Source organism: Streptomyces canus 299MFChir4.1 (assembly GCF_000383615.1).
Taxonomy (GTDB): domain Bacteria; phylum Actinomycetota; class Actinomycetes; order Streptomycetales; family Streptomycetaceae; genus Streptomyces; species Streptomyces canus_C.
In genome coordinates this window covers 13,195-35,564 of record NZ_KB911637.1, presented here as the reverse complement: position 1 = coordinate 35,564, position 22,370 = coordinate 13,195, and the positions used below count along the sequence as shown (strand labels likewise).

Genomic DNA, 22,370 nt, shown 5'->3' with positions numbered 1-22,370 from the left:
GACACCTTCCTCCACGGCGTCGAAGGCATCCTCAAAGCCCGCACCATCCCCGAACTCGCCCAGAACACAGCCGCCCCCGCACTACAGCCCTGACCACCCGGCGAGGGTTCAGACGCCCCCGCTCCTGGCAGTGCCTGTCCCCCGCGACTCGTCCACCGCGTAACGGTGAGGTCGGCATGGGTGGTTGAGCGCAGGATCGGCAGCCCAGAGGTCGTCCGCCCCGGTGTCCAACCGGGGCCAGACCAGTCTTCCGAATCCGTTAAATGCCTTTGACGCCAGGTCGGTTATTCACAGATGGTGAGCCCCGGTGTTCTGACCGGGTGGACACCGGCCGCCGCGTTCGCGGCGGCCGCCTCGTGGTGAGGAAGATGTGGATGATTGTCGTCTCGGCCGCTTCGGGGGCTTTCGGCCGTCTGGTCATCGATCAGTTGGTGGCGAGGTACCCCGCCGAACGCGTGGTAGCAGCGGTCCGTGATCCCGACAAGGCCGCGGATCTCGCCACCCGCGGACTCCAGGTCCGCATCGGCGACTACGACAGACCGACAACGCTCAAAGACGCGTTCAAGGGAGCCGACCGGCTCCTGCTGATCTCCTCTCCAGAACTGAATGCCGCCCGCCGTGCCGAGCAGCACCGGGGAGCCATCGACGCGGCGGGCCTGGCCGACGTCGGCTCGATCGTCTACACCAGCTTCCTGGGCGCCGACACCCAGGCCGACGGCATGACCGCGGCGCACCACGTGACCGAGCGCATCCTGGCCGCGAGCGGGCTACCCCATACCGTGCTGCGGCACCCTTTTTACAGCGAGGCTTTTCTCAACGAGGGCCTGCACACCGCCGTCAGCTCAGGGCACCTCATCGACGGCACTGGTGGCCGCGGTCTCAACACCGCTCTCCGCAGCGATCTCGCCGAGGCCGCCGCCCGCATCCTCACCGAGGACGGCCATTCCGGCCGCGCCTACGACTTCACCGGCAGCCTGTGGACCTACGGCCAACTCGCCGACGCTCTCAGCCGCATTTCCGGCAGACCCGTCGTCATCCGGGATCGACCCGAGCGCGCACCCGGTGTCCAGGGCTGGCTCGAAGACCAGATTCGCTCCGGCGGACTGGAACAGCAGACCGACGACCTCCGAGACGTCCTTGGCCGCCCGTCCGTCCCTCTCGACCGCACTGTCGCCTCGCTCCTCTCCGCTGCCGCCCGGGGGGAATGACCCGGTCCCATGCCCGCGCGGTCGCCTTGCCGTAGAGGCGGGTGTCGGTGACCGTCACGGCCTGCTCAATGCCCCAGGTGGAGGGAACGCCGAAAACGAACTCGCCACCGTGCTTGGGTGGCCGGCCGCCCAGTGGGGGGTGGCCAGGGCGAACTCGTTGCGGGGGGCCGGGCGGCGCATCACCCGGTCTGAGCGGAGCCTGCCGAGAACTTCGACTGGCAGGTCAGCCAGCAGGTGGGCGCTGCGGGGCGCGTCGTATCCGGCGTTCAGCACGACCAGGACGTGCGGGTCGCCCGGTTTCCACTGGCCGGCCTCGACGAGCTGCTCGACGACCTCGCGGATCGGGACGGTGGTCACCGCGGCGACGTCAGCGCCGGGCTCCAGGCGGACCGCGTCCTGCACCGCCGTCCACGACGTGCGGCCCGTCTCCAGCGCCGCCACGATCGAGTACGGCCAGCCAGGCACCATCTGGTGTTTGCCCTCACCCCGGCCGAACGTGTGACAAAGAGCCCGGCCAGGGCAGGTGTTGGCGTCCGGCCGCAGCCACGGCGAGACGTCTGCGGCCAGCACGATCCGACCGTTCGCAGCCCTCGGCAGCGGCGTCGACACCAGGGTCCGACGCAGCCGGGCGACGTCGATCCGCCCCTGGTTGAGGCCCCGCCGGGCGGCTCGCGCTGCAGATCCCTTTTTTGCGGGCGCCGGCGGCGTGCTGATGGGCACGGCAGACAGTCGAGTCCACACTCACGTCCCAGGTGATCAGACCCCGCGCGTCGGCCTGGGCCTGCAGTTGCTCCAGGATCCGCTTCGAGGGGCCGTCGCGCTGCCACCGGCGGAACAGGTCGGAGATCCGGTCCCACGGACCGTACCGCTCGGGGACGTCCCGCCACGGGGCACCCGCACGGGTCCGCCACCGTATCCCGTCGATCAGCTGCCGACGTGTCCACGTCCGCGGCCTGCCCGCCTTCTTCCGCACCGGCAGCAACTACTCCAGTTGAGCCCACTGCCGGTCCGTCAGATCCCCTCGCGTCACACCATGATCATCGCAATTCAAGATCCACTTTCGCTACAGACCCCAGGCGCAGGAGGAAATCGCTCGCAGGGCCCACATGGGGAAGATCGTCATGCACCCCCGAGGGTGAGGCCGTCGAGGCCGGCAGCCGGCAGGCGCCCCTCTTGCCACGTCCGAAGCTGCAGACGGGTGCGCACAGCGTCAGCGGCAGGCGTCTCACCGTAAAGGTGGCGGTAGTCGCGGGAGAAATGAGAGGCGCTTCGGTACCCGACGGCCGATGCGGCCTGCGCCGCGGAGTCCCCGAAGACAACCATCCGGTGGCGGGCTTCTCCTAGACGCAGCCGCTTCAGGTACTGCATCGGCGTCATGGACGTCGCATCCTTGAACCGCCTGAAGAGCGTGGGCTGACTGGTGCGCACCTCGGCGGCGAGCGCGTCGACCGTCCACGGCTCATCCAGTCGATCGGTGAGCAGGGCCACGGCCCGCGGCACCACGGCATCGCTGTCGGCCACCGCCGCCAGGACTCTGGGCGCCTGGTCCGTCTGCAGCAGGCGCACGATGACCTCGCGCGCCACCAACGGCCCCAGGAAAGCCATGTGTTCGGGTTCGTCGAGCAGTGAGATGAGCCGGGCAAACGCGTCAGCGAGCGGCTGTGTCCATGTGCCGAGCCGATCCATGCCGACGGGCGGCTGACCGTTGCCGGGCATCGCCGCTGCGACTTCTGCGACCAGGATCGGGGAGAGTTGCCACCTCGCGGCCAGAAAACCGCGTTCCTCTTCGGCCTCGACCACGGCCGCCACCACGGGAAGGTCGACGGGGGTGATGATGAACCGCTCACGCCCCCAGGCGCGATCGTCGTCGCCGATGATGGTGCGCTTGCGTCCGGCGGCAACGATGGACAGAGAGGGGCCGTAACGCTGATAGCCCAGACCAGTGGCAGCGGTGACGCGACTGAGCCGGAACCCCAGCCTGCCGGCGAGCGCATGGTTGTCGGCTTTGCGGAGGATGACGTCGGCTACCTGATCGAGCCGCCCGCTCGTCGATTCGTCCATACGCCATAGTCAACCGCATACGTCCAGGCCCCGACGTGCGGCGGGATCGAGCAAGGCGATGAGAGTCTCAGGCAAGATCCGGCACGGTCGGCGGTCCGAAGATCAAGGTATGCCAACCAACGAAGAGCTCCTCGCTTCCCTCCCGGCCGACACCACGCTTGCTGGTCGCACTGCGCTGGTGACCGGCTCGTCAGGAGGGATCGGCGAGGCCATTGCCCGGGTACTCGCCTCCTCCGGCGTTGACACCGTCATCAGTGGGCGCAACGCAGACCGGGCGCAGGCTGTCGCGGACGCGATCCTCCAGGCCGGCGGCCGGGCTCACGCACTGACCGCCGATCTGGAAGCCGACCCCACCACCATCCGCGCCTTCGCGGAGCAGGCTCAGGACGTACTCGGGGGCCGAATCGACATCCTCGTCAACAACGCAGGCGTATACCCAGGTTTCCTCACCGCCGACGTCACCGATGACGAGATGCACGCCATGTGGGCCACCAACATCCGTGCCCCGCACGTTCTCGTCGCGAGCCTGGCACCTCGTATGGCCGAGCGAGGGTCGGGAGTGATCGTGAACATCGGCTCCTGGATGGCACGCGTAGGCGTTCCGTTCAAGGCGCTGTATCCGGCGACGAAGGCTGCCGTGGAGCAGCTGACGCGGGCATGGGCGGCGGAGTACGGGCCGCGCGGCGTCCGGGTGAACACGGTGGCGCCGGGGGCGACGGCGACGATGGGTACGGCGGCGAGCGCGGCCATGGTCACGGAGATGGCGAAGGCGACTCCCGCCGGAGTCCCCGTGCGCCCCATCGACATCGCTTACGCCGTGCGTTACCTCGCCTCCGACGAGGCGGCGTTCGTCCACGGGGCGACGCTCGACGTGGACGGCGGACTCACGGCGACCCGCCTGCGTTGACAGCACGTGCTCAATGACGCCCACGGTTTCACCGTCGGTCGTCCGACTGATTACGTTTGGAGTGAAGAGGAATGCGCGCACGTTTACTACGAAGTTGGCGCTATGCGGTCGTAACGGTGGCGGGGGCAGCGCTCACCGCGGTACCGATCGGGCCCACCGCCTTGGCGAGCGCTCACACGTCATCGTCCTCTCCCCCGGTGGGCGTATCTCGTCCGGATGGTGATCCGTTCTACGCCGTACCAGCGAATTTGCAGGAAAAGCCGGACGGCACTGTGCTGCGGTCGCGCCACCTGCCCGCCGACGCGCTGGCGGAACCGGCACCGGCCCGGGTGTGGCAACTGCTGTACAAGACGCGTGACAACGCCGGACGGGCGACCGCCACGGTCGGCACGCTGCTGGTTCCCATGGCTCCCTGGGCGGGGGCAGGACCAAGGCCGTTGGTTTCGTACCAGTCGCCCGAGGACGGACTGGCCACGTTCTGCGCCCCGTCGTACACGCTGCGGGCGGGCTCGGTGATTTCCGACACCACCATCGGTCAGGCCGCTTTTGATCGTAGACAGGTCGCGGACGCCGTACGACGCGGCTGGTCGGTCATGGTTCCTGACTATGAGGGCCCCAGGTCGGAGTTTCTCGGCGCAGCCGCGGCCGCCCACGGTGTCCTTGACGGCATCCGCGCGGCCCGCTCGTTCCACCCCGCCTCTGTCGACCGTCTGGCACCGATCGGCTTGTGGGGCTACTCCGGGGGTGGCTTCGCCACGGCCTCGGCCGCTCAGAAGCAGTCTCGCTACGCCCCTGAACTCAAGATCAGCGGCATCGTCGAGGGCGGTGTTCCCGCCGACCTCAACGCGGCGTTGAAAGCCACAAGCGGTCAGGTCTTCTCCAGCTGGATGCCGTTCGGGCTTGCCGCGCTGAGGAACGCATACCCGCAGGCTCACGTCGACCGCTACCTGAACGTGTCAGCACGGGGATACATGGATGCGGTCGCTCACGGATGCGCCGGCGACGCCGTCGCATCCGGGCCGCACGGCGTGAGGTTGGAACAGTTCGAAGCCTGGCCGGGATCTGTCACGAAGGGTTCGTTCCATCGCTTCGTTCGCGACTCCAGTCCGGTCGGCTTCGGGGGCACGCCGACAGCGCCTGTGTACATGTACCACGGCACGGCCGACGAGCTCCTCCCGGTTGGAGCAGCACGAGAACTGGCGTCGCAGTATCGCGCGGAGGGTGCCCATGTCGTACTCGTCGCACACGAGGGGCAGACGCATGGGAGTGAGCAGACGTACGGCGTCGCCGGCGCCGTGGCGTTCCTGAACCGACACCTTTCGGTACCGCCTCACGGCGACTTGCCGAGATGAGCACGCATGGGACGGTGTAGGCGGCACATCGTTCGGGCGGCGCCACACGGGTGCCGCCCGCGAATCCATCGGTCCGTATCGACGGCGTTGGAAGGGCATTCCCGGCCGAATCGGCCTTCGTCTCCGTCAGGAAGAGCCCGTGACGCCTCGACAACGTGGACGTGCCCAGCGGCGGCAAGTCCCCGATCGGAAAGCGGGCGGCACATCCTGCCTCTACCGGGCTCGTCCGATGCGCAGCGTCGCGATCTCAAAGGGCCGCAGATCCAGTTCGATGGTCTCCTGGGACTGCCACGTCTGCCGGTCGACGTCGCGTTCGAGCAGGTCGGTCAGCCAGGCCGTCGTGAAGTCGACGTTGGGGTGGATGACCGCCCGGGCGCGTGATCCACCCGCTTCGTACAGACGGATGATGAGGTCGCCGGAACGGTCTTCGGCGAGTTTGATCGCTTCCACGAAGACGGAAGCCGCGGTGACGGTCACCACAGGCTCAACACCCTGGCCGGCATGGGTCAGGACTCGTGTCGGCAAATTCGTCCGGTACCCGGTGGACGCCGCGTCGATGACACCGCCCACGGCACCGAGGACAGTGCGCAGCACATGGACGCCTTGATCGGCTTCCGGGTCGGGGTATTTCGGTGCTCGGAGCAGCGACTCGCGCACGAGCGTGGTGGTCCCGCCATCCTCCCGCACGGTGCGGGTGATGTCGTGGCCGTAGGTGGAGGTGTTGGCGACCACGGCACCGAAGTCGCCCTCCGCCACATGCACCCACCGGTGCGCGACCGTCTCGAACCGCGCATGGTCCCAGGAGGTGTTGACGAACGTGGGACGCCGGACGTGGCCGAACTGAATCTCCGAGGCCGCCTCGTCGGCGCGCAGGTCCAGCGGGAAGGCGAGCTTGAGGAGCTTCTCCTGTTCGTGCCAGTCGACCACTGTCTCGATCTGCAGCTCGCTGTCGTTCTCGGCCAGTCGATACCGCTGGACGATCGACGACTTGCCGTACGTGTGACTCACTTCGAGAGTGCGTTCGGTGATCTCCACGGAGTCCGGGGTCCGCAGCTCGGTCATCGAACGCTGGTAAGCGCGGTCGATGTCCCATGCCTCGAACATGTTGGGGATGTCGCGGAAGATCTGCAGGACGGAGGCCGCCTGGTCCGGGGCGATGAGTTCCCGGCCCGTTCTGCGGTCGACGTACGAGATCAAAAGCCCTTCCGCGTTGAAACGCGCAGTGACATGACCGTTCTGCAGCGTGTACCCGGAGTCGGTGCGGACGGGCACGACCGCGGAGTCCTTCGGTGACGAGTCGGCAATCACGGCGCCCAGGGCAGGGCTGCTCCCAGCTGTCACCGGGGCGGCGTTGAAGACGACTCGCTCGGTGCCGTGGCCGGCGAGGGCGCGCTGGGCTGCTTCGATGAGGACTTCCAGGCGGGCCGCTACCTCCTGGTAGAGCTCCTCAGCCTCGTCGTGCACCCAGGCGATGGCCGATCCGGGGAGGATGTCGTGGAACTGCTGCAACAGAACCGTCTGCCAGATCGACTCGAGCTCGTCGTACGGATAGTCGATCAGCCCGCGGACCGCTGCGGTCGCGCTCCACAGTTCGGCCTCGCGCAGGAGATGCTCACTGCGCCGGTTTCCCTGCTTTGTCTTGGCCTGGCTCGTGTAGGTGCCGCGGTGTCCCTCGAGGTACATCTCGCCGTACCACACGGCGGGATCGGCCAGCGTCTCCTTGGCCTCGTCGAAGAATCGCGTCGGGGAGCCGAGCGTGACGCGAGGGGCGCCTTCGAGGTCGCGGTTGCGGTGGGCGGCGGCCAGCATCGCCGGCGTGGGACCGCCGCCACCGTCGGACCAGCCGAAGAGGGTGAGAGACGTGTTCGAGGCTCCCCGTTCGGCGTACTGCTTCTGTGCCTTCGCCAGGTCGCCGGCGCCCAGGTCAGAGCCGTAGGTGTCGTTCGGCGGGAAGTGGGTGAAGATGCGGGTGCCGTCGAGTCCCTCCCACAGGAAGGTGTGGTGCGGCATCCGGTTGGTGTCGTTCCACGAGAGTTTCTGCGTAAGGAAGCTGTCTGCGCCGGCCCCGCGCGCGATCTGCGGCAACGCGGCGGTGAAACCGAACGAGTCCGGAAGCCATGCCTCGCGGGACAGCACGCCGAACTCGCGGAGGAAGAAGTTCTGTCCGAGCAGGAACTGCCGTACGAGGGCTTCGCCTCCCGGCATGTTGGTGTCGCTCTCGACCCACATACCGCCCACGGGGATGAAACGTCCTTCGTGGACCCGGGCCCGGATCCGCTCGAACAGTTCCGGGTAGAACTGCTTCACCCAGGCGAACTGCTGGGCGCTGGTGGCGGCGAAGACGAAGTCGGGGTCGGCGTCCATCAGGGTCAGCACGTTGGAGAAGGTGCGTGCCGCCTTGCGGACCGTCTCCCGGGTCGGCCAGAGCCAGGCCGAGTCCAGATGCGCGTGCCCCACGGCCACGATCGAGTGCGCACTTGAGTGGGCGGGTGAGGACAGAACCTCGTTCAGTTCGGCCGCTGCCGCTGCGGTCGTGTTGACCACGTCGTCGGGGTCGAGGACGTCACACATCCGCTCGAGGGCGTGGCGGATCGCCGCGCGGCGCGGGGAGGCAGGGTCGAGCTGGCCCATGAGCCCCATGAGCACGGAGACGTCCTGGAGCAGCGAGTCCACGGCGAGATCGCGTTCGACCAAGGCCAGTTTGCGCAGCGTGTAGATCGGGTCAGTGCCCGCGGTGGCCTTGTCGCCCAGGTGAACCGTGTGGGACCTGGTGGGCGCTGCGAACCCCGAGGGCAGCGGTGCTCCCCCGGCCGCCGAAGCCAGGGTCGTCACGAAGAAGTGCTCGAGAAGGTTGGGGTTGGACGCGGCCTCGACATAGAAGTCGATCTCCGTGGTCTGGTCCGGGTCGACGTCGATCGCATGGTTGAAGGGCTCGATGCCCTTCACGATCGTGCCGTCGGGGCGGTACACCATGCCTTCGGCCTGGAATGCCGGAAGCAGACCGCTGAATCCCAGATCCACCAGCATCTGCACGGTCGTGCCGTCGCGTCCCCACCCCTCAGGCACCTCCCCCGTCACGTGGAACCACGTCGTACCCCAGGGTTTGCTCCATCGTTGCCCGACCGAGAACGGCTCGAAGGACTGGGTGACGGCTTCCGAGAAGGGAACGGGCTCGTCGGGGACCTCCCACGCCGTCACCGTCAGCGGCGTGGTCCGTCGGAAAAGGTGCGGGGCTATTCGGGAGCTGACCACATTGCCGATGCGGAGCTGCGCCTGGGTGTCGTCATCAAACATGTCCGCACGCTAACACCAAAAAGCTCCATCTGGAACTTTTAGTTTCGCTAGGGTTGGGACCGCTGCACACCAAGCGATGGAAGGGCCGCCCAGAATGACCACCGAAGACGGGATAAAGGCATCTCCGCTGTCAGGCACCGGGTCGAGGGGGCGCTACCCGAAGGGGATTCTCCGTCGCCAGCAGATCCTCGACCGTACCGTCGACGTCTTCGCCGACCTCGGGTTCGAGGGCACATCACTGCGCGCGATCGGTGAAGCCATCGGTGTGAGCCATGCCGCACTGCGACGCTATTTCGAGACCCGCGAGGATCTCTTTCTCGAGGTTCTGCGAGAGAAGGACCGGCAGGCACTGGCCGCGGCTCACGACAGCGGTTTAGAACCGGGGTTCGCCGCGCTCTCCGCCAACTACGTGCTCAAGACCCCCGGCCTCATGGCGCTGCGGCACAGCATGGTGGCCCGCGCGCTCGAGCCGGGTTACGGCCGCTCGCGCGAGTTCTTCCGCGACCGCTACCGGTCGATCCGCGCGGAGGCTCGGCTCATCCTCGAGTTCCACCGAGACCGCGGGACCCTGCGCAACGACATTCCCCTCGACACCGCGGCCTCGCTGCTGGTGGCGGCGATGGACGGCCTCTCCACACAGGCACTGCTCGACGCCGAGGCGGACATGTCCGCCGGCATGGCCCTGCTGGAACACCTGCTCGAACCGGACACCACTGCGGTTCCCGGTCGGGCCTGACCGCCGCCGAACGAGACTCGGGCAGCACTTCACCAGGCCAGGAGGGAGGCGTAGCACACCCCATCACAAAAAAGTTCCACTCGGAACAATTCGGTGTTACGGTTCGCCCACGTTGACGCACCCGGCGCGTCTACCTCAGTTCAGAGGACCTTGATGTGGACGAATCAAGCAGCACACCTGTCACTGTCGGCACCGGTGAAAGACCCTCGGTAGCGCCGCCCGCCTCCCAGCAAGACGCCGCAGGACCACGGTCCAAGTACGCCGCCGTCGCGATACCCCTCGCACTGCTCGGCTGGGCGATCGCACTTGTACCGCCCCTGGCGGTCACCATCGCCCTTCGGCTGCGTGACCTCGACCGCGCCGACTCGGCGGCCAACCTCGGGCTCGTCCTCGGCGTAGGCGCGTTCTTCTCGTTCATCACCAACCCGCTTGCCGGACGGCTGTCCGACCGGACCATGAGCCGCCACGGGATGCGCAAGCCATGGATCCTCGCCGGGGCCCTCATCGGCTACGCAGGCATCGCCGTCATCGCGTACGCACCAAACGTCCTGTTCGTGCTGGTCGGCTGGAGCGTCGCGCAGATCGGGCTGAACTTTGCCCTCGCTGCCCTGATAGCGATGCTGCCTGATCAGATCGAACCTCATCGTCGCGGTCGCGTCGCCTCCTTCATCAGCCTCGCCCAGAACGTCGGCGGGGTCGGCGCGACGTTCTTGGTGCAGCTTTTCTCGATCGGGGCCCTGCAAGTCCTCGTTCCAAGCCTCATCGGACTCGTGCTCATGCTCGGCGCAATCGCTCCGATCAAGGACCGAACCCGGACCGAACGCCCGGCCGAGCGATTCGACATGAAGGCCCTGTTCGGCTCCTTCGTGTTCAACCCGCGCCGGTATCCCGACCTCGGCTGGGCCTGGCTGACGCGATTCTTCCTCAACACCACGCAGTTCACCGCCACCAGCTATCTCACGTACTTCCTCATAGAGAACTTCGACGTGAGTGACGCCGAAGCGCCGACCAAGGTCTTCCAGGCCGTACTCGCCAACGCGGTAGGCCTTCTCCTCGTCACCCCGGTGCTCGGCTGGCTCTCCGACAAGGTCGGTCGCCGCAAGCCGTTCGTCATCATCGCATCCCTGATAGCCACCGCCGGCCTCGCCCTCATCGCACTGTCCACGTCGATACCTTTGCTGCTGCTCGGGCAACTCATCCTGGGCGCGGGAACGGGCGCCTTCTTCGCCGTCGAACTCGCCCTTCTCGCGGACGTCCTGCCGGACGAGGAGACCGCCGGCAAGGACCTGGGCGTCGCCAACCTCGCCCAGTCACTGCCCCAGTCGATCATTCCCATCGCGGCCCCTGGCGTCATCGGCGCATTCGGTTACCCAGGCCTGTTCCTGGGAGGAGCCGTGTTCGGGCTCCTCGGCGCCTTCAGCGTCACGCGTGTGCGGAAGGTCCGCTGAGAAGCGGTCACTTCGCAGTCCAAGGATCCAAACTCCCCTGGCAGCGGAAACGTTTCCTCCAGGTCCAGCACGACGTTCTCTCAGCAATGCCGACGTTGCGATCACGACATGGAACGGCCAGGCCAGCTGATGACGCTGTGGGCTGCGTCAGTGAAACTTCTGCCGACAGCGCGGCGAGTCGGCACAGTCTCCCCAGTTCCAGCGGCTCACGGCGGTGCAGGCATGTCAGTCGGGCCCAGTGAGGCCAGGCACCGCACGAGCGGGTTACCGAAGAAGTGCGCTGACCTGCGTAGACACGCTCTCATTGGCAGCGCACGTACTCCCTACGGCGTGGGCCGCCTGCGCAAGCAGGCGGCCCACTGCCGTCTGTGGGTGTGGGAACACCCTTCGCGTCTCCGCAGGTCCCGACGGCCGGACCCACTCCAAGGTGACTCGTTGCGGCAGCGCGTGGGCGCGGGAACGCGACGCATGAGAGCAAGCGGACGGTGCCGCAGATCGTCCTCGCCGCGATGGTGCTCTCACCCCCTGCCGGCCCCGCCGCCTCAGGCGTGTCCGGCGGATCATGCTGCGATCGGCACAGTGGAGCGGGCCATCTCACTACGATCACGGGATGTTTGAGTACCACGGTTGGATCACGGTCAGGGAGACAGCAACTGATGACGACGATGAGTCCCGTCTGCGGCAGATCGTCGATGAGCTTCGGCTTCGCATCGCCCAGATGGACAGCCCGTACTTGCTTGACCTCAGGTGGATGAACGGCGAGCCGTTCATCCACCTCGGCGGCTACTCCAATCACCGCTCCTCGCCGGATGTTATCGAACTGTTCGAGCATGTGGCTGTAGTTGCCCCTGGTTCCTACGGGCTCCTCCACGTTCACGACGACGAAGAACCGGACCACGAAAACGAGGTACGCGTGCTCAGGCTCATTCGGGGCGTGGTCACGCAGCACACGGAGGCGCTGCTGTCTCCGTTCATTCCGACGGTGGAAGATCCCTTCACCGACTGAGGCGTCTCCGGCGAAATCACGCTCGAAGCCAGAGGCTGATCGTGGCCCGTGACGGTGCCATGGAAGACGTAGGCCCGCTTGTCGTAGCGGGTCGCGACGGCGCGAAAGCTCTTCAGACGGTTGATCGTCCGCTCGACCTCGTTGCGACGCTTGTACTGCTCCTTATCGAAGCCGGCGGGGCGTCCACCCCCGCAGCCACGGCGCCGACGGTTAGCCCTCTGGTCCTTCGGCTCGGGAATCGTGTGCTTGATATGGCGTCTGCGCAGGTAGCGGCGGATCCTGCGGGAGGAGTACGCCTTGTCCGCGCTCAGGTGCCCGGGCCACGTGCGCGGACCCCCCTCGCCGTTGCGGGCCACTCGGATGCGTTCGAGTACGGGGAGCATTTGTGGTGCGTCGCCCCACTGGCCGGGCGTGATCAGCAGCGCGAGAGGTCTGCGACCACCTTCACTGGCCAGGTGGATCTTGCTCGTGAGACCGCCCCGGGACCTTCCGAGTCCCTCGTCAGAGCGGTGCTGCCGGGGCGTGGCTCTTTTTTCGGTATTCGGGGTTTCTTCCTGCGAGCGCCGGCGGCGTGTTGGTGGGCACGACAGGACGTCGAGTCGACGCCCACCATGCTCCAGTCGATCCGGCCCTCGGCGTCGGCATCGGCCTGGACGGCTTGGAGGATCCGGTCCCAAGTGCCGTCCGCGGACCAGCGTCTGTGCCGTTCGTAGACCGTCTTCCACCTGCCGAACCTCTCCGGCAGGTCCCTCCACGGGATCCCGGTCCGCTCACGGAAGAGAATCCCGTTGATCACCCTGCGGTGACTGGCCCACCGCCCACCACGCCGTCCACAAACAGGCAGATGCGGCTTCAGGCGGCGCCATTCCTCGTTCGTCAGATCACCACGGGCCACGACCAACTACACGGCTCCGCAAGCCGAAACACTCATGACCCGCCGGACAGGCCTTAGCTAGGGCGCTGTCTTCGGATCGTTCGATCGTTGATCTGTGTGTGTCGTTGCCTGACGCCCAATGAGCATGGATCGAGCCACTGTTACTCGATCGGGCGCCGAAACGGAGCGGGCGGTGGCGAGATCACCGTCAGGTGGTCGACGCAGTCGCCTTCGGGTACCGCACGGGCTGCCCGCGAATGTGTCGACGGTCAGCCAATTCCCCATGTCAAACGCCAGACAATTGCCCACCCTCTCGCGTCCGGTTGCTGACCCGAGCAGTCCAGGTGCGCTCAATCGTCCTCAGTGCCTGCACCGGCTCTCCAGGCGGCAGTGACACATCCCTCTTCCCAGTGCCACCAGCCCTTCTCGTCGCCGTGTTCCAACAGCTTGCGGATCCGCTGGATGTCTGCGTCCGGCGGGATGTCCAGCGCGACCATCCGGAACTGCTCGATGCCCTCGCCCGTGGTGCCGAGCCGGTGGAAGGTCTCCAGCACGGTCTGTCGGGCCGCAGTGGAGCCTCCGTCCTTCAGCACGATCAAGCGGATGGTGCAGTTCTCCGAAGCTTGAACGGTCTCCCCGGCCCAGCGCAGGCCGTCGTCATCGATGTCCACGCGGACGACATCGCCGCTCGCGACCCCACGCACGAACCACGGAGTGTTGTCGAGACGTACCGTTCCGTCGCCGAGGTCCAGTGCCCACAGACTCTCGATGCTCGTCGGCGGCCAGCCGTCCTCGTCCACTTCCATCCGGAAGTGGACCTTCACGTGGGCGTCGCTGATGTTCATCACCACGCCATCATCCGCGTGGACCAGCGGGGACTGAACCGCGGGGCTGCGGAAGCGATCCAGTTCGAGGTAGCCGAGCTCATCAATACAAAGGAGATCGACACGGCCGTAGCGGGCGATCGTCTTGGTCAGCTGCTTTTCGTCTGCTGCTTCGACGAGCTCGTTGACCAAGCGGGCTGCGAGCGCGTAGCGGACCCGGAAGCCGGCCATCGCCGCGGCGGAGCCGAGGCCGATCAGCAGGTGGGTCTTGCCGGTGCCGGAGTCACCGACCAGGCAGAGCGGCTCGCCTTTCCTGACCCACTCGCAGGCGGCGAGGTTGTTGACCAGAGCGGGTGTGGGGCTGGCCGAGTAGTCGAAGTCGGACAGCCACTTCGAGCGTGGAAAGCTGGCCGCTCGGATGCGCCGTTCGGAGCGGCGCCGGTCGCGGTCCTCGCACTCGGCCATCAGCAGTTCGGCGAAGAAGCCGCGGTACGACAAGTGCTCGCGTTCGGCTCGGCTGACGGTGTCGGCGAACTGGGCCCGCATGGTCAGCAGCCGCAGGACGCGGCAGGCGGCGTCGGATGCGGGCTCGGTCAGGGTGTGGTGCGGCCGGTCATCGAGGGTCCCTTCCGGGTCGGTTGTGCAGGAACTGGTCCCAGCGCTCAAGTGCTGGGAGCGGACGCTGGTCGGGTGGCAGACGGGCGGTGCGACGTTCGGTCAGGCTCGGCAACGGCAGCTGCGGCGGGGCGACCGGTTCGGGCAGCGGGACGGTGAGCGTGACGGTCGGCGAGCGGCCCTCGATCTCGGCGGCCTTGCGTGCTTCGAGCGCGACGACGTCCGCAGTGCACGCGCCGGCCGCGAGGGCTGCCTGGACGCCCGCGACAACGGCGCGGTGCTGCAGATGCCGGTGCAGCAGCAGGAGGTGGACCAGCGCTTTCGTCCCCTCGATCTCACCGAGAGTGTGCTTTGCCCCGGACCAGAACGCCTCGTGCGCAGGCGTGAAGGTGCCCGTGCGGCGGGCCTGGTCGAGAGCCTCAGAGCCGACCAAGGCCCCCGGTTTGGCCAGCAGGACTTCCAGGAAGTGGTCCGGCATCACCCGCTCGGCGCCCTTGGTGGTCAGGCGCGGATGACGGGCGATCTCCGGGCGGCCGTAAAAGACGCCGACCTCGTTCGAACGGAGCAGGACATGGACGGTGCGGCCGATGTAGCGGACCGGGACCGAGTAGCCGCAGACCCGGACGGCGACCATGCTGTAGCGGTCGACTCACGGGTTGAAGGCCAGACTCGTCTCGAACGCCTCACCGGGCAGGGACAGCAGGAGCGGGGCCTCAAGGGCGAAGTCCTGGCCGATGGTGCGGATCCGCATCCCGATCCGCCGGTTCTCTTCGGCCTGTTCGAACGCGACGAAGGCGTCGTTGAGTTCGTCGAGGGAGCCGACCCCTGGGATAGGCGTGAGGAAGTTGCGCCGCCAGTAGCCCACCTGCCCCTCGACGCCGCCCTTCTCGTGGGCTCCGCGAAGCCCTGGCTCGCAGTAGAAAGGGGTGATCGAGTAGTGCTGGCGGAAGTCGCCCCAGCGCGGATGCTCCTCTCGCGACCGGCTCTTGCGGATCACCCTCGACACCGCGGGCGAGAGGTTGTCATACCTTATCTGGCCTGCGGGTATGCCGCCCAGGGCGGAACGCGTGAACATGGCCGTCGAGGAAAGCCTCCTGCCCGCAGGAGGCTTTGATCCGGTGGACGGCCTTGCCGGAGTAGGCGAGCTGGAACGCGAACAGGTAGCACCTGGTGCGCTCGTCGGCCACGTCGATCCAGGCTTCACCGAAGTCGACCTCCGCGTCCATCCCGGGCTGGTTGTGCCGGATCACGAACCCCGCGACCGGGGCCGCCCCGGCGGTCTCGGCAATCTCCTGCCGTCGCCAGTGGACGTAGTCCCACACGGTCGAGTACGCGAACTCCGCTCCGAGTTCCTGCTGAAGCCTGGCCAGGATCCGCTGCACGGTGTGCCGCTGCTTCGGCGGAGCCTCCAGGTCGTCCAGCAGCCACTGGTCGATCGCCTTCTTGAACGGCCCCAACCGCGGCGAATGCCTCCGCGGTGTCCGCCGCAGCGGTGGCACCGCCGAACACAGGGCCTCGCGCACGAGCCGCCGGTGGACGCCGTACTTCCGCGCGAGCGCGCGGACCGACACCCCCCCCCACGAATCCCGGCGAATCAGCAGGAACAGCTCTTCCTTTGAGGACACCACCCGGCATCGGCCCCTCACGGAGACCTACGCCGAGCGTCCCAGCCACGTCCGCTGGGCGGGGCCAACTCGGGCCGGAGAAGTGGGGCCGCAGACCATTGCTGCCACTGCTCACGCCGCTGCGGCCGAGGACGGCCGAGCGTCTGGTCGAGGACATATTCGATGCTTTGGACGAGCAGACTGTGACGGTCCCGGGGGCCGAGGCGGCCGCGTTGATCGTCCCGAGCCTGGCCGCCTCGCTGACTGCCGTCCTTTGACCAGCGCAAGCTGCTGGCCAGGCGGACCGAGGAACTCCTGGAGACCCATTCGCCATGCTCCGCGACGGAATCTTCTACGAACCCCAGCCGTCAGCCGCGGTCACCTGACCTGCGGGTCTGCAAGGAGAACGACTCGATCGGCCTCGACGTCGAAGCCGAGCACCGGATGGCCGGAGTCGCCTTCCGGGTCCATCAGCACCGGCTTGCCCAGCCGCCGCCCGATCTCCCCGAGGAAGCCGCAGAACACATCAAGTCGCTCCTGCCCCTGCAACTCCCGGAGGTCGACGTCAAAGTCGACTTCATCGTCGGCATGGAAACGGAAGATCGCCAACACATCTGCAGCCGGCCAGACCCGCAGCTCCGGGCACTCGGCCTCCGCCGGACGGGACAGCACGGCCTCCGCCCACGGCACCGGAACCACCCTCTCTCCCTCGGAGTACTGGCACTTCCAGCCCTTCTCCACGACAAGATCGAGGACCGCCTGCCAGTCGTCCACCGAGGCATCCGGGACACGCGCGTCCGGCAACGACCCCATCAAGTCCGGGTCGAAGAAGCGCTTCACGTCACCCCACAGCAGATCAGCCACCCCGCCATGCTGCCTCACCGCACCCCCGTTTCCCTTGACCAAAGGCATAGGGGCACCCCCCAGCCAGCCTCAGGGTCACGATCGACTCTCTTGGGTCGAAGCCAGCAAGCTGCCGAACTCAAAGAGCCTGTCCGGGGCAGTCCCGCCCGCTCGGAACGCTCATCCGCGCGGGCACCAGGCGCTGCCTCTAGAGCGGGAGCTTTATGCCCAGTTCCTGCATGGCGCGGGAGGGCGGGCCACCTTCCGAGCGTTCCGTCTTATAGCCCTTCACGCAGGGCTGGAGAGTACGAGGGTCGATAGCTTCCGCGGGAGCGCTGCGCGCGTAGAGGCCGTCAGGCTCACTGTCCCGATCATGGGGCAGCAGCCAGAAGACACGGCGCCGGAATGTGCCAGAGGCGCGCGAGGGCTTGGCAGCCGGCCCCAGGATGGCGTAGCCCACCATCCGCCCGTCACGGTGGTACGGAGGCTTGCCCTTACGCGTGGGCAGGCGATCCAGACTCTGCCGTACGTAGTCGAGCTGGTCGATGTCCTCCAGCCACACGAATTCCGTCTCGTGGCTGATCTCGTCCGCGCTGATCAGGGAGCTCATGCGTCAGTGCCCCTCTCCTCGTCGGTGAGCAGTCCGATGCCCGGGTAGTACTTGCGCTGGTTGGACAAGATCATCTCTTTGGGCGAGGCCAGCCCGACCAGCTCACGGGTACGGGAGGCGAACGCGCGCGAAGAGATGAACTGCGCACCTTCATTCTGACACCAGATCTTGTAAGCCGCGTAGAGCGCCGTCTGTTCGGCTCTGAGATCGGGCCCCAACTGACAGCACTCCTCGTAGAAGCGACCGGTATGGTCTTCGGTTTCGGCATATGCAGTCGTGGCGATGCGTACACGCTCAGGACCAGTCAGATCACGATCCCCGCCAAGGTAGCGGCGGGCACCGTCGATGAGCCAGGCCAGGATACCGGGGCCTTCCTCGATGACGAGAAGATCAGCCAGATTGTCGATCTTGCGGTCGTCAGACACAACACGCTCAAAGGGGATCAAACGCATACGCCGCCAGAAGGCGAACCCGCCCGTGCCTACTTCAGGCTTGTGATTGCCCAGCAGCCAGAGCTTGTGGGTCGGCTGGAAACTGAAAGGGTCCTGCCTCATGCGGCGGGCCTTGATGCGGTCGCCACCGGTCAGATGTTTCACGCGGGCTTCATCGAACTTGTCGCCCGGCTTGATTTCCGAGCAGACATAGACGCGCCGGCCATGCAGTTCCGCAAGGTCGGTGGGATGGCCTTCGAAGGGCTTGGCCATCAGGAAGCCCGGTGGGGCGGCGTCCGCGTAGTCACCGAGCAACTTCATGATGGCATCGAGGAGAACCGACTTACCGTTTTTTCCTTCACCCCAAAGGAAGGGCAGGATCTGGGCGCCCACATCTCCTGTGATGGAGTACCCCAGCAGCAGCTGCAGGTAGCTGATCATCTCCCGGCCTTCAGCGTCGTCACCAAAGGTGTCAGTGAGGAAACGCATCCACCTCGGAGTCGGCATCTGTCGAGGGCCGACGGAAGTTGAACGGGAGTGAAAGTCCTTGTTCGGGTCGGGAGCAGTGAGCAGTCCTGTGCGGAGATCGACGATCCCCTGCGGAGTGCACAGGGCGTAGGGGTTGGCGTCTAGACGATCGGGCTTGAGAACCATCCCCGGGGCAGAACGGGCTTGAGACAACATGGCGTTCATGCCTGCGGTGGACAGAGCACGTCGGCGGTGCTGCTGCAGCGCAGTCGTAGTGAACAAGCCACGGGGGTCGTGGCTGGCGATGTTCTCGGCGAGGTCGCCGGCAGCCCACACCACGGAGTCATCCTCGTCGATCTGCCATCGAGTGGTGTCCCAACGGTACCAACCGATCTTGGGTACATGACGGTAGTCATTGGCGTAAAGCTTCACAAAGAGTTTCGCATTGCCACGGTCGGTCAAGGTATCGGGCAACAATCCACGTGCCGTTGCCTCGCCAGTCGGCCTTTCAGTCGCGGCCTGGGAAGGCAACGGCACCGTGGCTGTCTGGTTCCGGATCTGAGTAGCGACGGCTTCGGCATCGAACTCAAAGAGCGTCTCGTGTCCTGGGGAGGTCATGGGCGCCTCCCCAGGGTGTCCAGAGGCTTAGTGAGACCTGCGGCAAGACCACTTCGAATGATCTGCTCGATCCTCGACTGCTGACCGGGACGCGCAGCGATCGCCGTGTCTTTGAGCGCCTGCTCCGCCTGTTCCTGGGAGAGGCGCCCAGCTGAGATAAGGCCCCCAAGGGTGAAGGCAGCACGGTTGAGGACTTCGGAGAATCCCGCCCCTTCGGAAACTTGGCCGCACGCTTCAACCGGAGCGAGCACTGCGTTGAGGACTCGTTGAGCCCGGTCTGATCCGCCACTAGCGGCAAGCACAGCCTGCTGAGCCCGCGGCGGGACGGGGCGAGGAGCAGGGATCGTAGGGGCGGGCAGATGCCCGGTACGGGCGAGTTCCTGAGCCAGCCAGAGCGGAAGGGCTGCCGGCTCTCGCGGCTCGCCCACGGGGATGTAGGTGCCCTGCTTGATTGTGGTCCCGGGAGCAACGATGTAGCTGCCTTGAGCGCGGATATCTACTTGCCAGGCCAGGGCCCGGCCCTGGCTGGAGCCAACCGAAGACAACCACCGGCGGTGGCCCGTGGCCCGGTACCACACATGGAGCCCGCCGGAGGGGGTGCGGACGCGCAAGGTGCTCGCATCATCAGCGGGGCTCTGCTGGTTACGGAGGGCGGCCAGCACAGCAAGGGTGTGGAAGCCGTTGGCAAGGCCAGTGAGATCGATCTGGTCACCGATAGGGATGCCTGGCAGGATCCGGTCCCGGGGCGGGGTTTCGACCTCGTGGGCGTCAATGTCGATGACGACCAAATCAGCAGAACCGCAGGAGACGCCGACCCCCAGACCGGGGTTCTGGCCCCACCAAGCCTCGATGCGGGACTGGTTGAGGGTGGCGGCGTGAAAGCTATGACACCAGCCGCCCGTGAGCACGCAAGGACAACTGTCCGGGGGGTGGGAGTTGCTCCGGCAGTCGGCGCAGTTCGCAACAGGTGTCTTCCGGCCCGGAGCGAGGGGATGCACAGGCCAGCCACGGCGAGCGCACCACCGGGCAGTGTTCAGAGACGCAGCTACGGAACGGGCAGGGGGCACAGGCTCTACTGAGTCGCTGTGAAAAAGCTGCAGATCAGAAGCCATGCTCGTTCCCTCCCAGCGACCGAAGCGACTCAACGACGAACACAGAGTAGCGAATGAGACCGGCGAGACTGTGCAGTACATGCGGAACATCGATGACTCCGTGTCGAAAATGAGACCGACCGGTCCTTCTGGCAGCTACTAAGGTAGTGGCACAGCGACTGGGGCGTGTTCGGTCGCTCTGCCGGTCTGCAGAGGAAACCCGCAGCTCAAAGCTACTTAGCTGATCCAAAAGCGACTGAAGCGACTGAAGGATGGAGTCTATGACGCCTACACACACATCAAAGATTTCTCCTATATGTAGAACCCGAGTCGCTTCAGTCGCTCCCCCTGTGCGCAACCTGGCCTGACCTGGGGTTTTTTCCCGCGAGATGGACAGCGACTCAGCAATTTAAGGGTCGCTGTCCGTTCAGTCGCTACTCACCGGCAGCCAGCGATCGAAGCGACTGAAGCGACTGAACGATGGAGGTTCCAAAACACTGCGCAGCCAGCAGAGGACCGGCGTGCCCCTCCCCCAGGCAGGGGCGTTTTTTCCTGACAGCGACCGAAGCGACCGAAAGAAGCCCACTAGTAGGTGTGTTGGGGTTTTTTTTCGAAGACCATCTCCACGTGCTCGCAACGGACTCAGAAAGACCGACGGCCTGCCCCGCCAGGCTTCCCTCCCCCGGCCGGCCGCAGTTCCTGTTGCCCCGCGTTGTCTTCTTCGCGGTCCTGTAAGAAGGCGGTTGGCCTGCGGGCCCGACACGACTGGTCAAGGCAGTCCCTCAAGCCCCCTTTCACCCCGGGTCGCTTCAGTCGCTGACTCGATGGCCTCACGGGATGTATGCACTCCAGCTTGCTGCCCCCCTTGCGGGCCCGGTGGGTCGGGTCTGCTGCACGAACGAGTCTTCTGAGCTTCGCCGCGCCGCCGGTCAGCCTTGATCCGCAGACTCGGCCGCGCCTGGGTGGGATGCCGTCAGCCCAGGGCGCCGCTGCGGTTTTAACCGGTGACCGACCGCCGGTTCCGCGCTCTGTCCAACGTGTCGCTTTTTTTGGTGCGAGTGAGGGTTGGCTGCCGGTGTGTGGTGGGCGTGGCGGTGGGTGGGGTCCCTGCAGGTTTGGGAGGGCTGTTCTGGCGAGAGTTCTTGTGGCGAGGCGTACGGCGTTCTCCCAGGCCCGGACCTCTTCGGGGGACATGAAGTCGAGGTGGTACTCCAGGCCCACGGCCGCCACGAACTCCCGCTCAGGATCTGGCAATGCCTTGATCCCCTGCCGGACTCAGGCTGCAGGCTGCGGCTATCTTCGATGACAAGGCACCGGCGGACAGTTCTGTCGCCCTGTGATGCAGGAGGCGGCGTTCGGCGGTCTCGTAGTCCGGGATTTGGGTCCTGAGCTCTTCTATGGTGTGTTCGAAGAGTTGGCAGAGGTCTGCTGGGTGCTCGTGCCGAGACCGACGTGCCAGGTCGCGTAGTGAAGGCTGCCCGCCGCTCTCTACTAGAGACACCGCATGTCCGCTCGATGCGAGGGATGACGGCTCTGCCATTCGAACAGCCCAGGGATCCCCCTGGCCCGGCCTACTCGCCCTCACACGGGGATTAGGTCGATGCGGTCGGTACGCAGGCGACGGTCAGGGGCAGGCTCCGATCGTGGCGGGCTGGTCCACGATCACCAGGACGGTGCCGAACTTCGCGGCCAGTCTGCCGAAGATGGCCCGCAGCTTCGGCTTGCTGTTGGGCAGTTGCTTGTCGAAGACCTTCTTGCCGACCAGGGTGAGGCCGCGCTCGTGATGGGCGCTCTTGCCGACGTTTAGGCCGAGGAAGACGCCCACGTCGTCGATGTCCCCCGCAAGCGGCCAGGCGCCCCGCCAGGCCAGGCGGTAGTCGGACCTCTGACTTGTTGAATCGGACCCAGACACACGGTCTGCAGCCGTAGCGTCCAGGGTGCCGGTCTGTAGGGGCGTGCGTGACCTCATGTCGCCCACTTCGGGCTTTGCCGCCGCTGTCCGGCACCCGCGCGGTGTGGCTCGACAGAGGCGTGACCAATGGACGCTGAGACTTCAAGTCAGAGTGCCCACCGCACCCGCCCCATCCCGTTGAGACCTGGTTAGGGTGCCTGTGATCACCATCGGCACGATCCCCACAAGTCCTCTCACACCGCCGTCGCCGTCGACGCCGCCGGGCATCAACTCGCCCAGCGACGCTTCGTCGTCAACGCCGGGATCGTCCGGCCGCTCATGCGCTGGTGCGAGAAGCGGCCCGAGCGCTGCTTTGCCGTCGAAGGCGCCCCGGGGCCTGGGCCGCAGCCTTGCTCAGGAGCTGGCCGCGGAGGGCGAGAACGTGGTGGACGTCCCGTTCACCCTCCCCGTCTGGGCCCGGCTGCCGTG

General features: G+C 66.4%; 14 protein-coding genes and 6 pseudogenes. 7 read left to right on the top strand and 13 right to left on the bottom strand.

Annotated elements, in window-relative coordinates:
* Positions 1-374: 374 nt before the first annotated feature.
* Positions 375-1,208: an NAD(P)H-binding protein gene (locus tag H293_RS0145535; protein WP_020124424.1), complete on the top strand. Its 834-nt coding sequence runs from the start codon at positions 375-377 to the stop codon at positions 1,206-1,208.
* A 54-nt stretch (positions 1,209-1,262) separates the two neighbouring features.
* Here H293_RS0145535 and H293_RS53430 read toward each other — a convergent pair whose 3' ends face one another.
* The 3 genes and pseudogenes from H293_RS53430 to H293_RS0145525 form a co-directional block, all read right to left on the bottom strand.
* Positions 1,263-1,928, bottom strand: a complete 666-nt coding sequence (locus tag H293_RS53430) for a transposase (protein WP_259294710.1) — start codon at positions 1,926-1,928, stop codon at positions 1,263-1,265.
* Positions 1,929-2,064: 136 nt separating this feature from the next.
* Positions 2,065-2,181 (bottom strand): annotated as a pseudogene (locus H293_RS61020) (transposase); the annotation flags it as partial.
* A gap of 146 nt (positions 2,182-2,327) precedes the next feature.
* Positions 2,328-3,269, bottom strand: coding sequence for an AraC family transcriptional regulator (locus H293_RS0145525; RefSeq protein ID WP_020124423.1), 942 nt, complete (start codon positions 3,267-3,269; stop codon positions 2,328-2,330).
* 109 nt (positions 3,270-3,378) lie between these two features.
* On the opposite strand from H293_RS0145525, the gene H293_RS0145520 reads away from it, so the two are divergent.
* Positions 3,379-4,176, top strand: a complete 798-nt coding sequence (locus tag H293_RS0145520; RefSeq protein ID WP_020124422.1) for an SDR family NAD(P)-dependent oxidoreductase — start codon at positions 3,379-3,381, stop codon at positions 4,174-4,176.
* A 197-nt stretch (positions 4,177-4,373) separates the two neighbouring features.
* Positions 4,374-5,528: a lipase family protein gene (locus H293_RS51780; protein ID WP_158694557.1), complete on the top strand. Its 1,155-nt coding sequence runs from the start codon at positions 4,374-4,376 to the stop codon at positions 5,526-5,528.
* Between the two features lie 213 nt (positions 5,529-5,741).
* Here the strand turns inward: H293_RS51780 and H293_RS0145510 are convergent, their stop codons facing one another.
* Complete coding sequence (locus tag H293_RS0145510; protein ID WP_020124420.1) at positions 5,742-8,822, bottom strand: alpha-mannosidase; 3,081 nt, start codon at positions 8,820-8,822, stop codon at positions 5,742-5,744.
* A 94-nt stretch (positions 8,823-8,916) separates the two neighbouring features.
* Here H293_RS0145510 and H293_RS0145505 point away from each other — a divergent pair, with 94 nt between their 5' ends.
* From H293_RS0145505 to H293_RS0145495, 3 genes are all read left to right on the top strand, one after another.
* Positions 8,917-9,558, top strand: a complete 642-nt coding sequence (locus tag H293_RS0145505; protein WP_020124419.1) for a TetR/AcrR family transcriptional regulator — start codon at positions 8,917-8,919, stop codon at positions 9,556-9,558.
* 155 nt (positions 9,559-9,713) lie between these two features.
* Positions 9,714-11,006 carry an MFS transporter gene (locus tag H293_RS0145500; protein ID WP_020124418.1) on the top strand — a complete coding sequence of 431 codons (1,293 nt, stop codon included), beginning with the start codon at positions 9,714-9,716 and terminating at the stop codon, positions 11,004-11,006.
* A 610-nt stretch (positions 11,007-11,616) separates the two neighbouring features.
* On the top strand, positions 11,617-12,012 hold the full coding sequence (locus H293_RS0145495; RefSeq protein ID WP_020124417.1) for an Imm7 family immunity protein: 396 nt from the start codon (positions 11,617-11,619) through the stop codon (positions 12,010-12,012).
* Positions 12,013-12,028: 16 nt separating this feature from the next.
* Here H293_RS0145495 and H293_RS56335 read toward each other — a convergent pair.
* From H293_RS56335 to istA, 4 genes and pseudogenes are all read right to left on the bottom strand, one after another.
* Positions 12,029-12,907: pseudogene (locus H293_RS56335) on the bottom strand (IS5 family transposase).
* Positions 12,908-13,236: 329 nt separating this feature from the next.
* Positions 13,237-13,692 carry a DUF4265 domain-containing protein gene (locus tag H293_RS0145490; protein WP_259294711.1) on the bottom strand — a complete coding sequence of 152 codons (456 nt, stop codon included), beginning with the start codon at positions 13,690-13,692 and terminating at the stop codon, positions 13,237-13,239.
* A gap of 93 nt (positions 13,693-13,785) precedes the next feature.
* Positions 13,786-14,307: pseudogene (locus H293_RS51775) on the bottom strand (ATP-binding protein); the annotation flags it as partial.
* Between the two features lie 16 nt (positions 14,308-14,323).
* A pseudogene (gene istA, locus H293_RS56325) lies at positions 14,324-15,950 on the bottom strand (IS21 family transposase).
* A gap of 80 nt (positions 15,951-16,030) precedes the next feature.
* Between istA and H293_RS56320 the strand changes: the two are divergent.
* Positions 16,031-16,256: pseudogene (locus H293_RS56320) on the top strand (IS110 family transposase); the annotation flags it as partial.
* 51 nt (positions 16,257-16,307) lie between these two features.
* Here the strand turns inward: H293_RS56320 and H293_RS0145470 are convergent.
* The 5 genes and pseudogenes from H293_RS0145470 to H293_RS0145445 form a co-directional block, all read right to left on the bottom strand.
* Positions 16,308-16,793: a hypothetical protein gene (locus H293_RS0145470; protein ID WP_028808783.1), complete on the bottom strand. Its 486-nt coding sequence runs from the start codon at positions 16,791-16,793 to the stop codon at positions 16,308-16,310.
* Positions 16,794-16,980: 187 nt separating this feature from the next.
* Positions 16,981-17,382 carry a DUF6009 family protein gene (locus tag H293_RS0145465; RefSeq protein WP_020124411.1) on the bottom strand — a complete coding sequence of 134 codons (402 nt, stop codon included), beginning with the start codon at positions 17,380-17,382 and terminating at the stop codon, positions 16,981-16,983.
* The gene (locus H293_RS0145460; protein WP_020124410.1) at positions 17,379-18,899 is read right to left on the bottom strand and encodes a DNA primase family protein; all 1,521 of its coding nucleotides are present in this window, start codon (positions 18,897-18,899) and stop codon (positions 17,379-17,381) included. Before H293_RS0145460 ends, H293_RS0145465 begins: the two co-directional genes overlap by 4 nt.
* Positions 18,896-19,897, bottom strand: a complete 1,002-nt coding sequence (locus H293_RS0145455) for a bifunctional DNA primase/polymerase (protein ID WP_028808782.1) — start codon at positions 19,895-19,897, stop codon at positions 18,896-18,898. The genes H293_RS0145460 and H293_RS0145455 overlap by 4 nt, the downstream gene beginning before the upstream one ends.
* A gap of 1,720 nt (positions 19,898-21,617) precedes the next feature.
* Positions 21,618-21,824 (bottom strand): annotated as a pseudogene (locus H293_RS0145445) (IS110 family transposase); the annotation flags it as partial.
* Positions 21,825-22,370 lie beyond the last annotated feature (546 nt).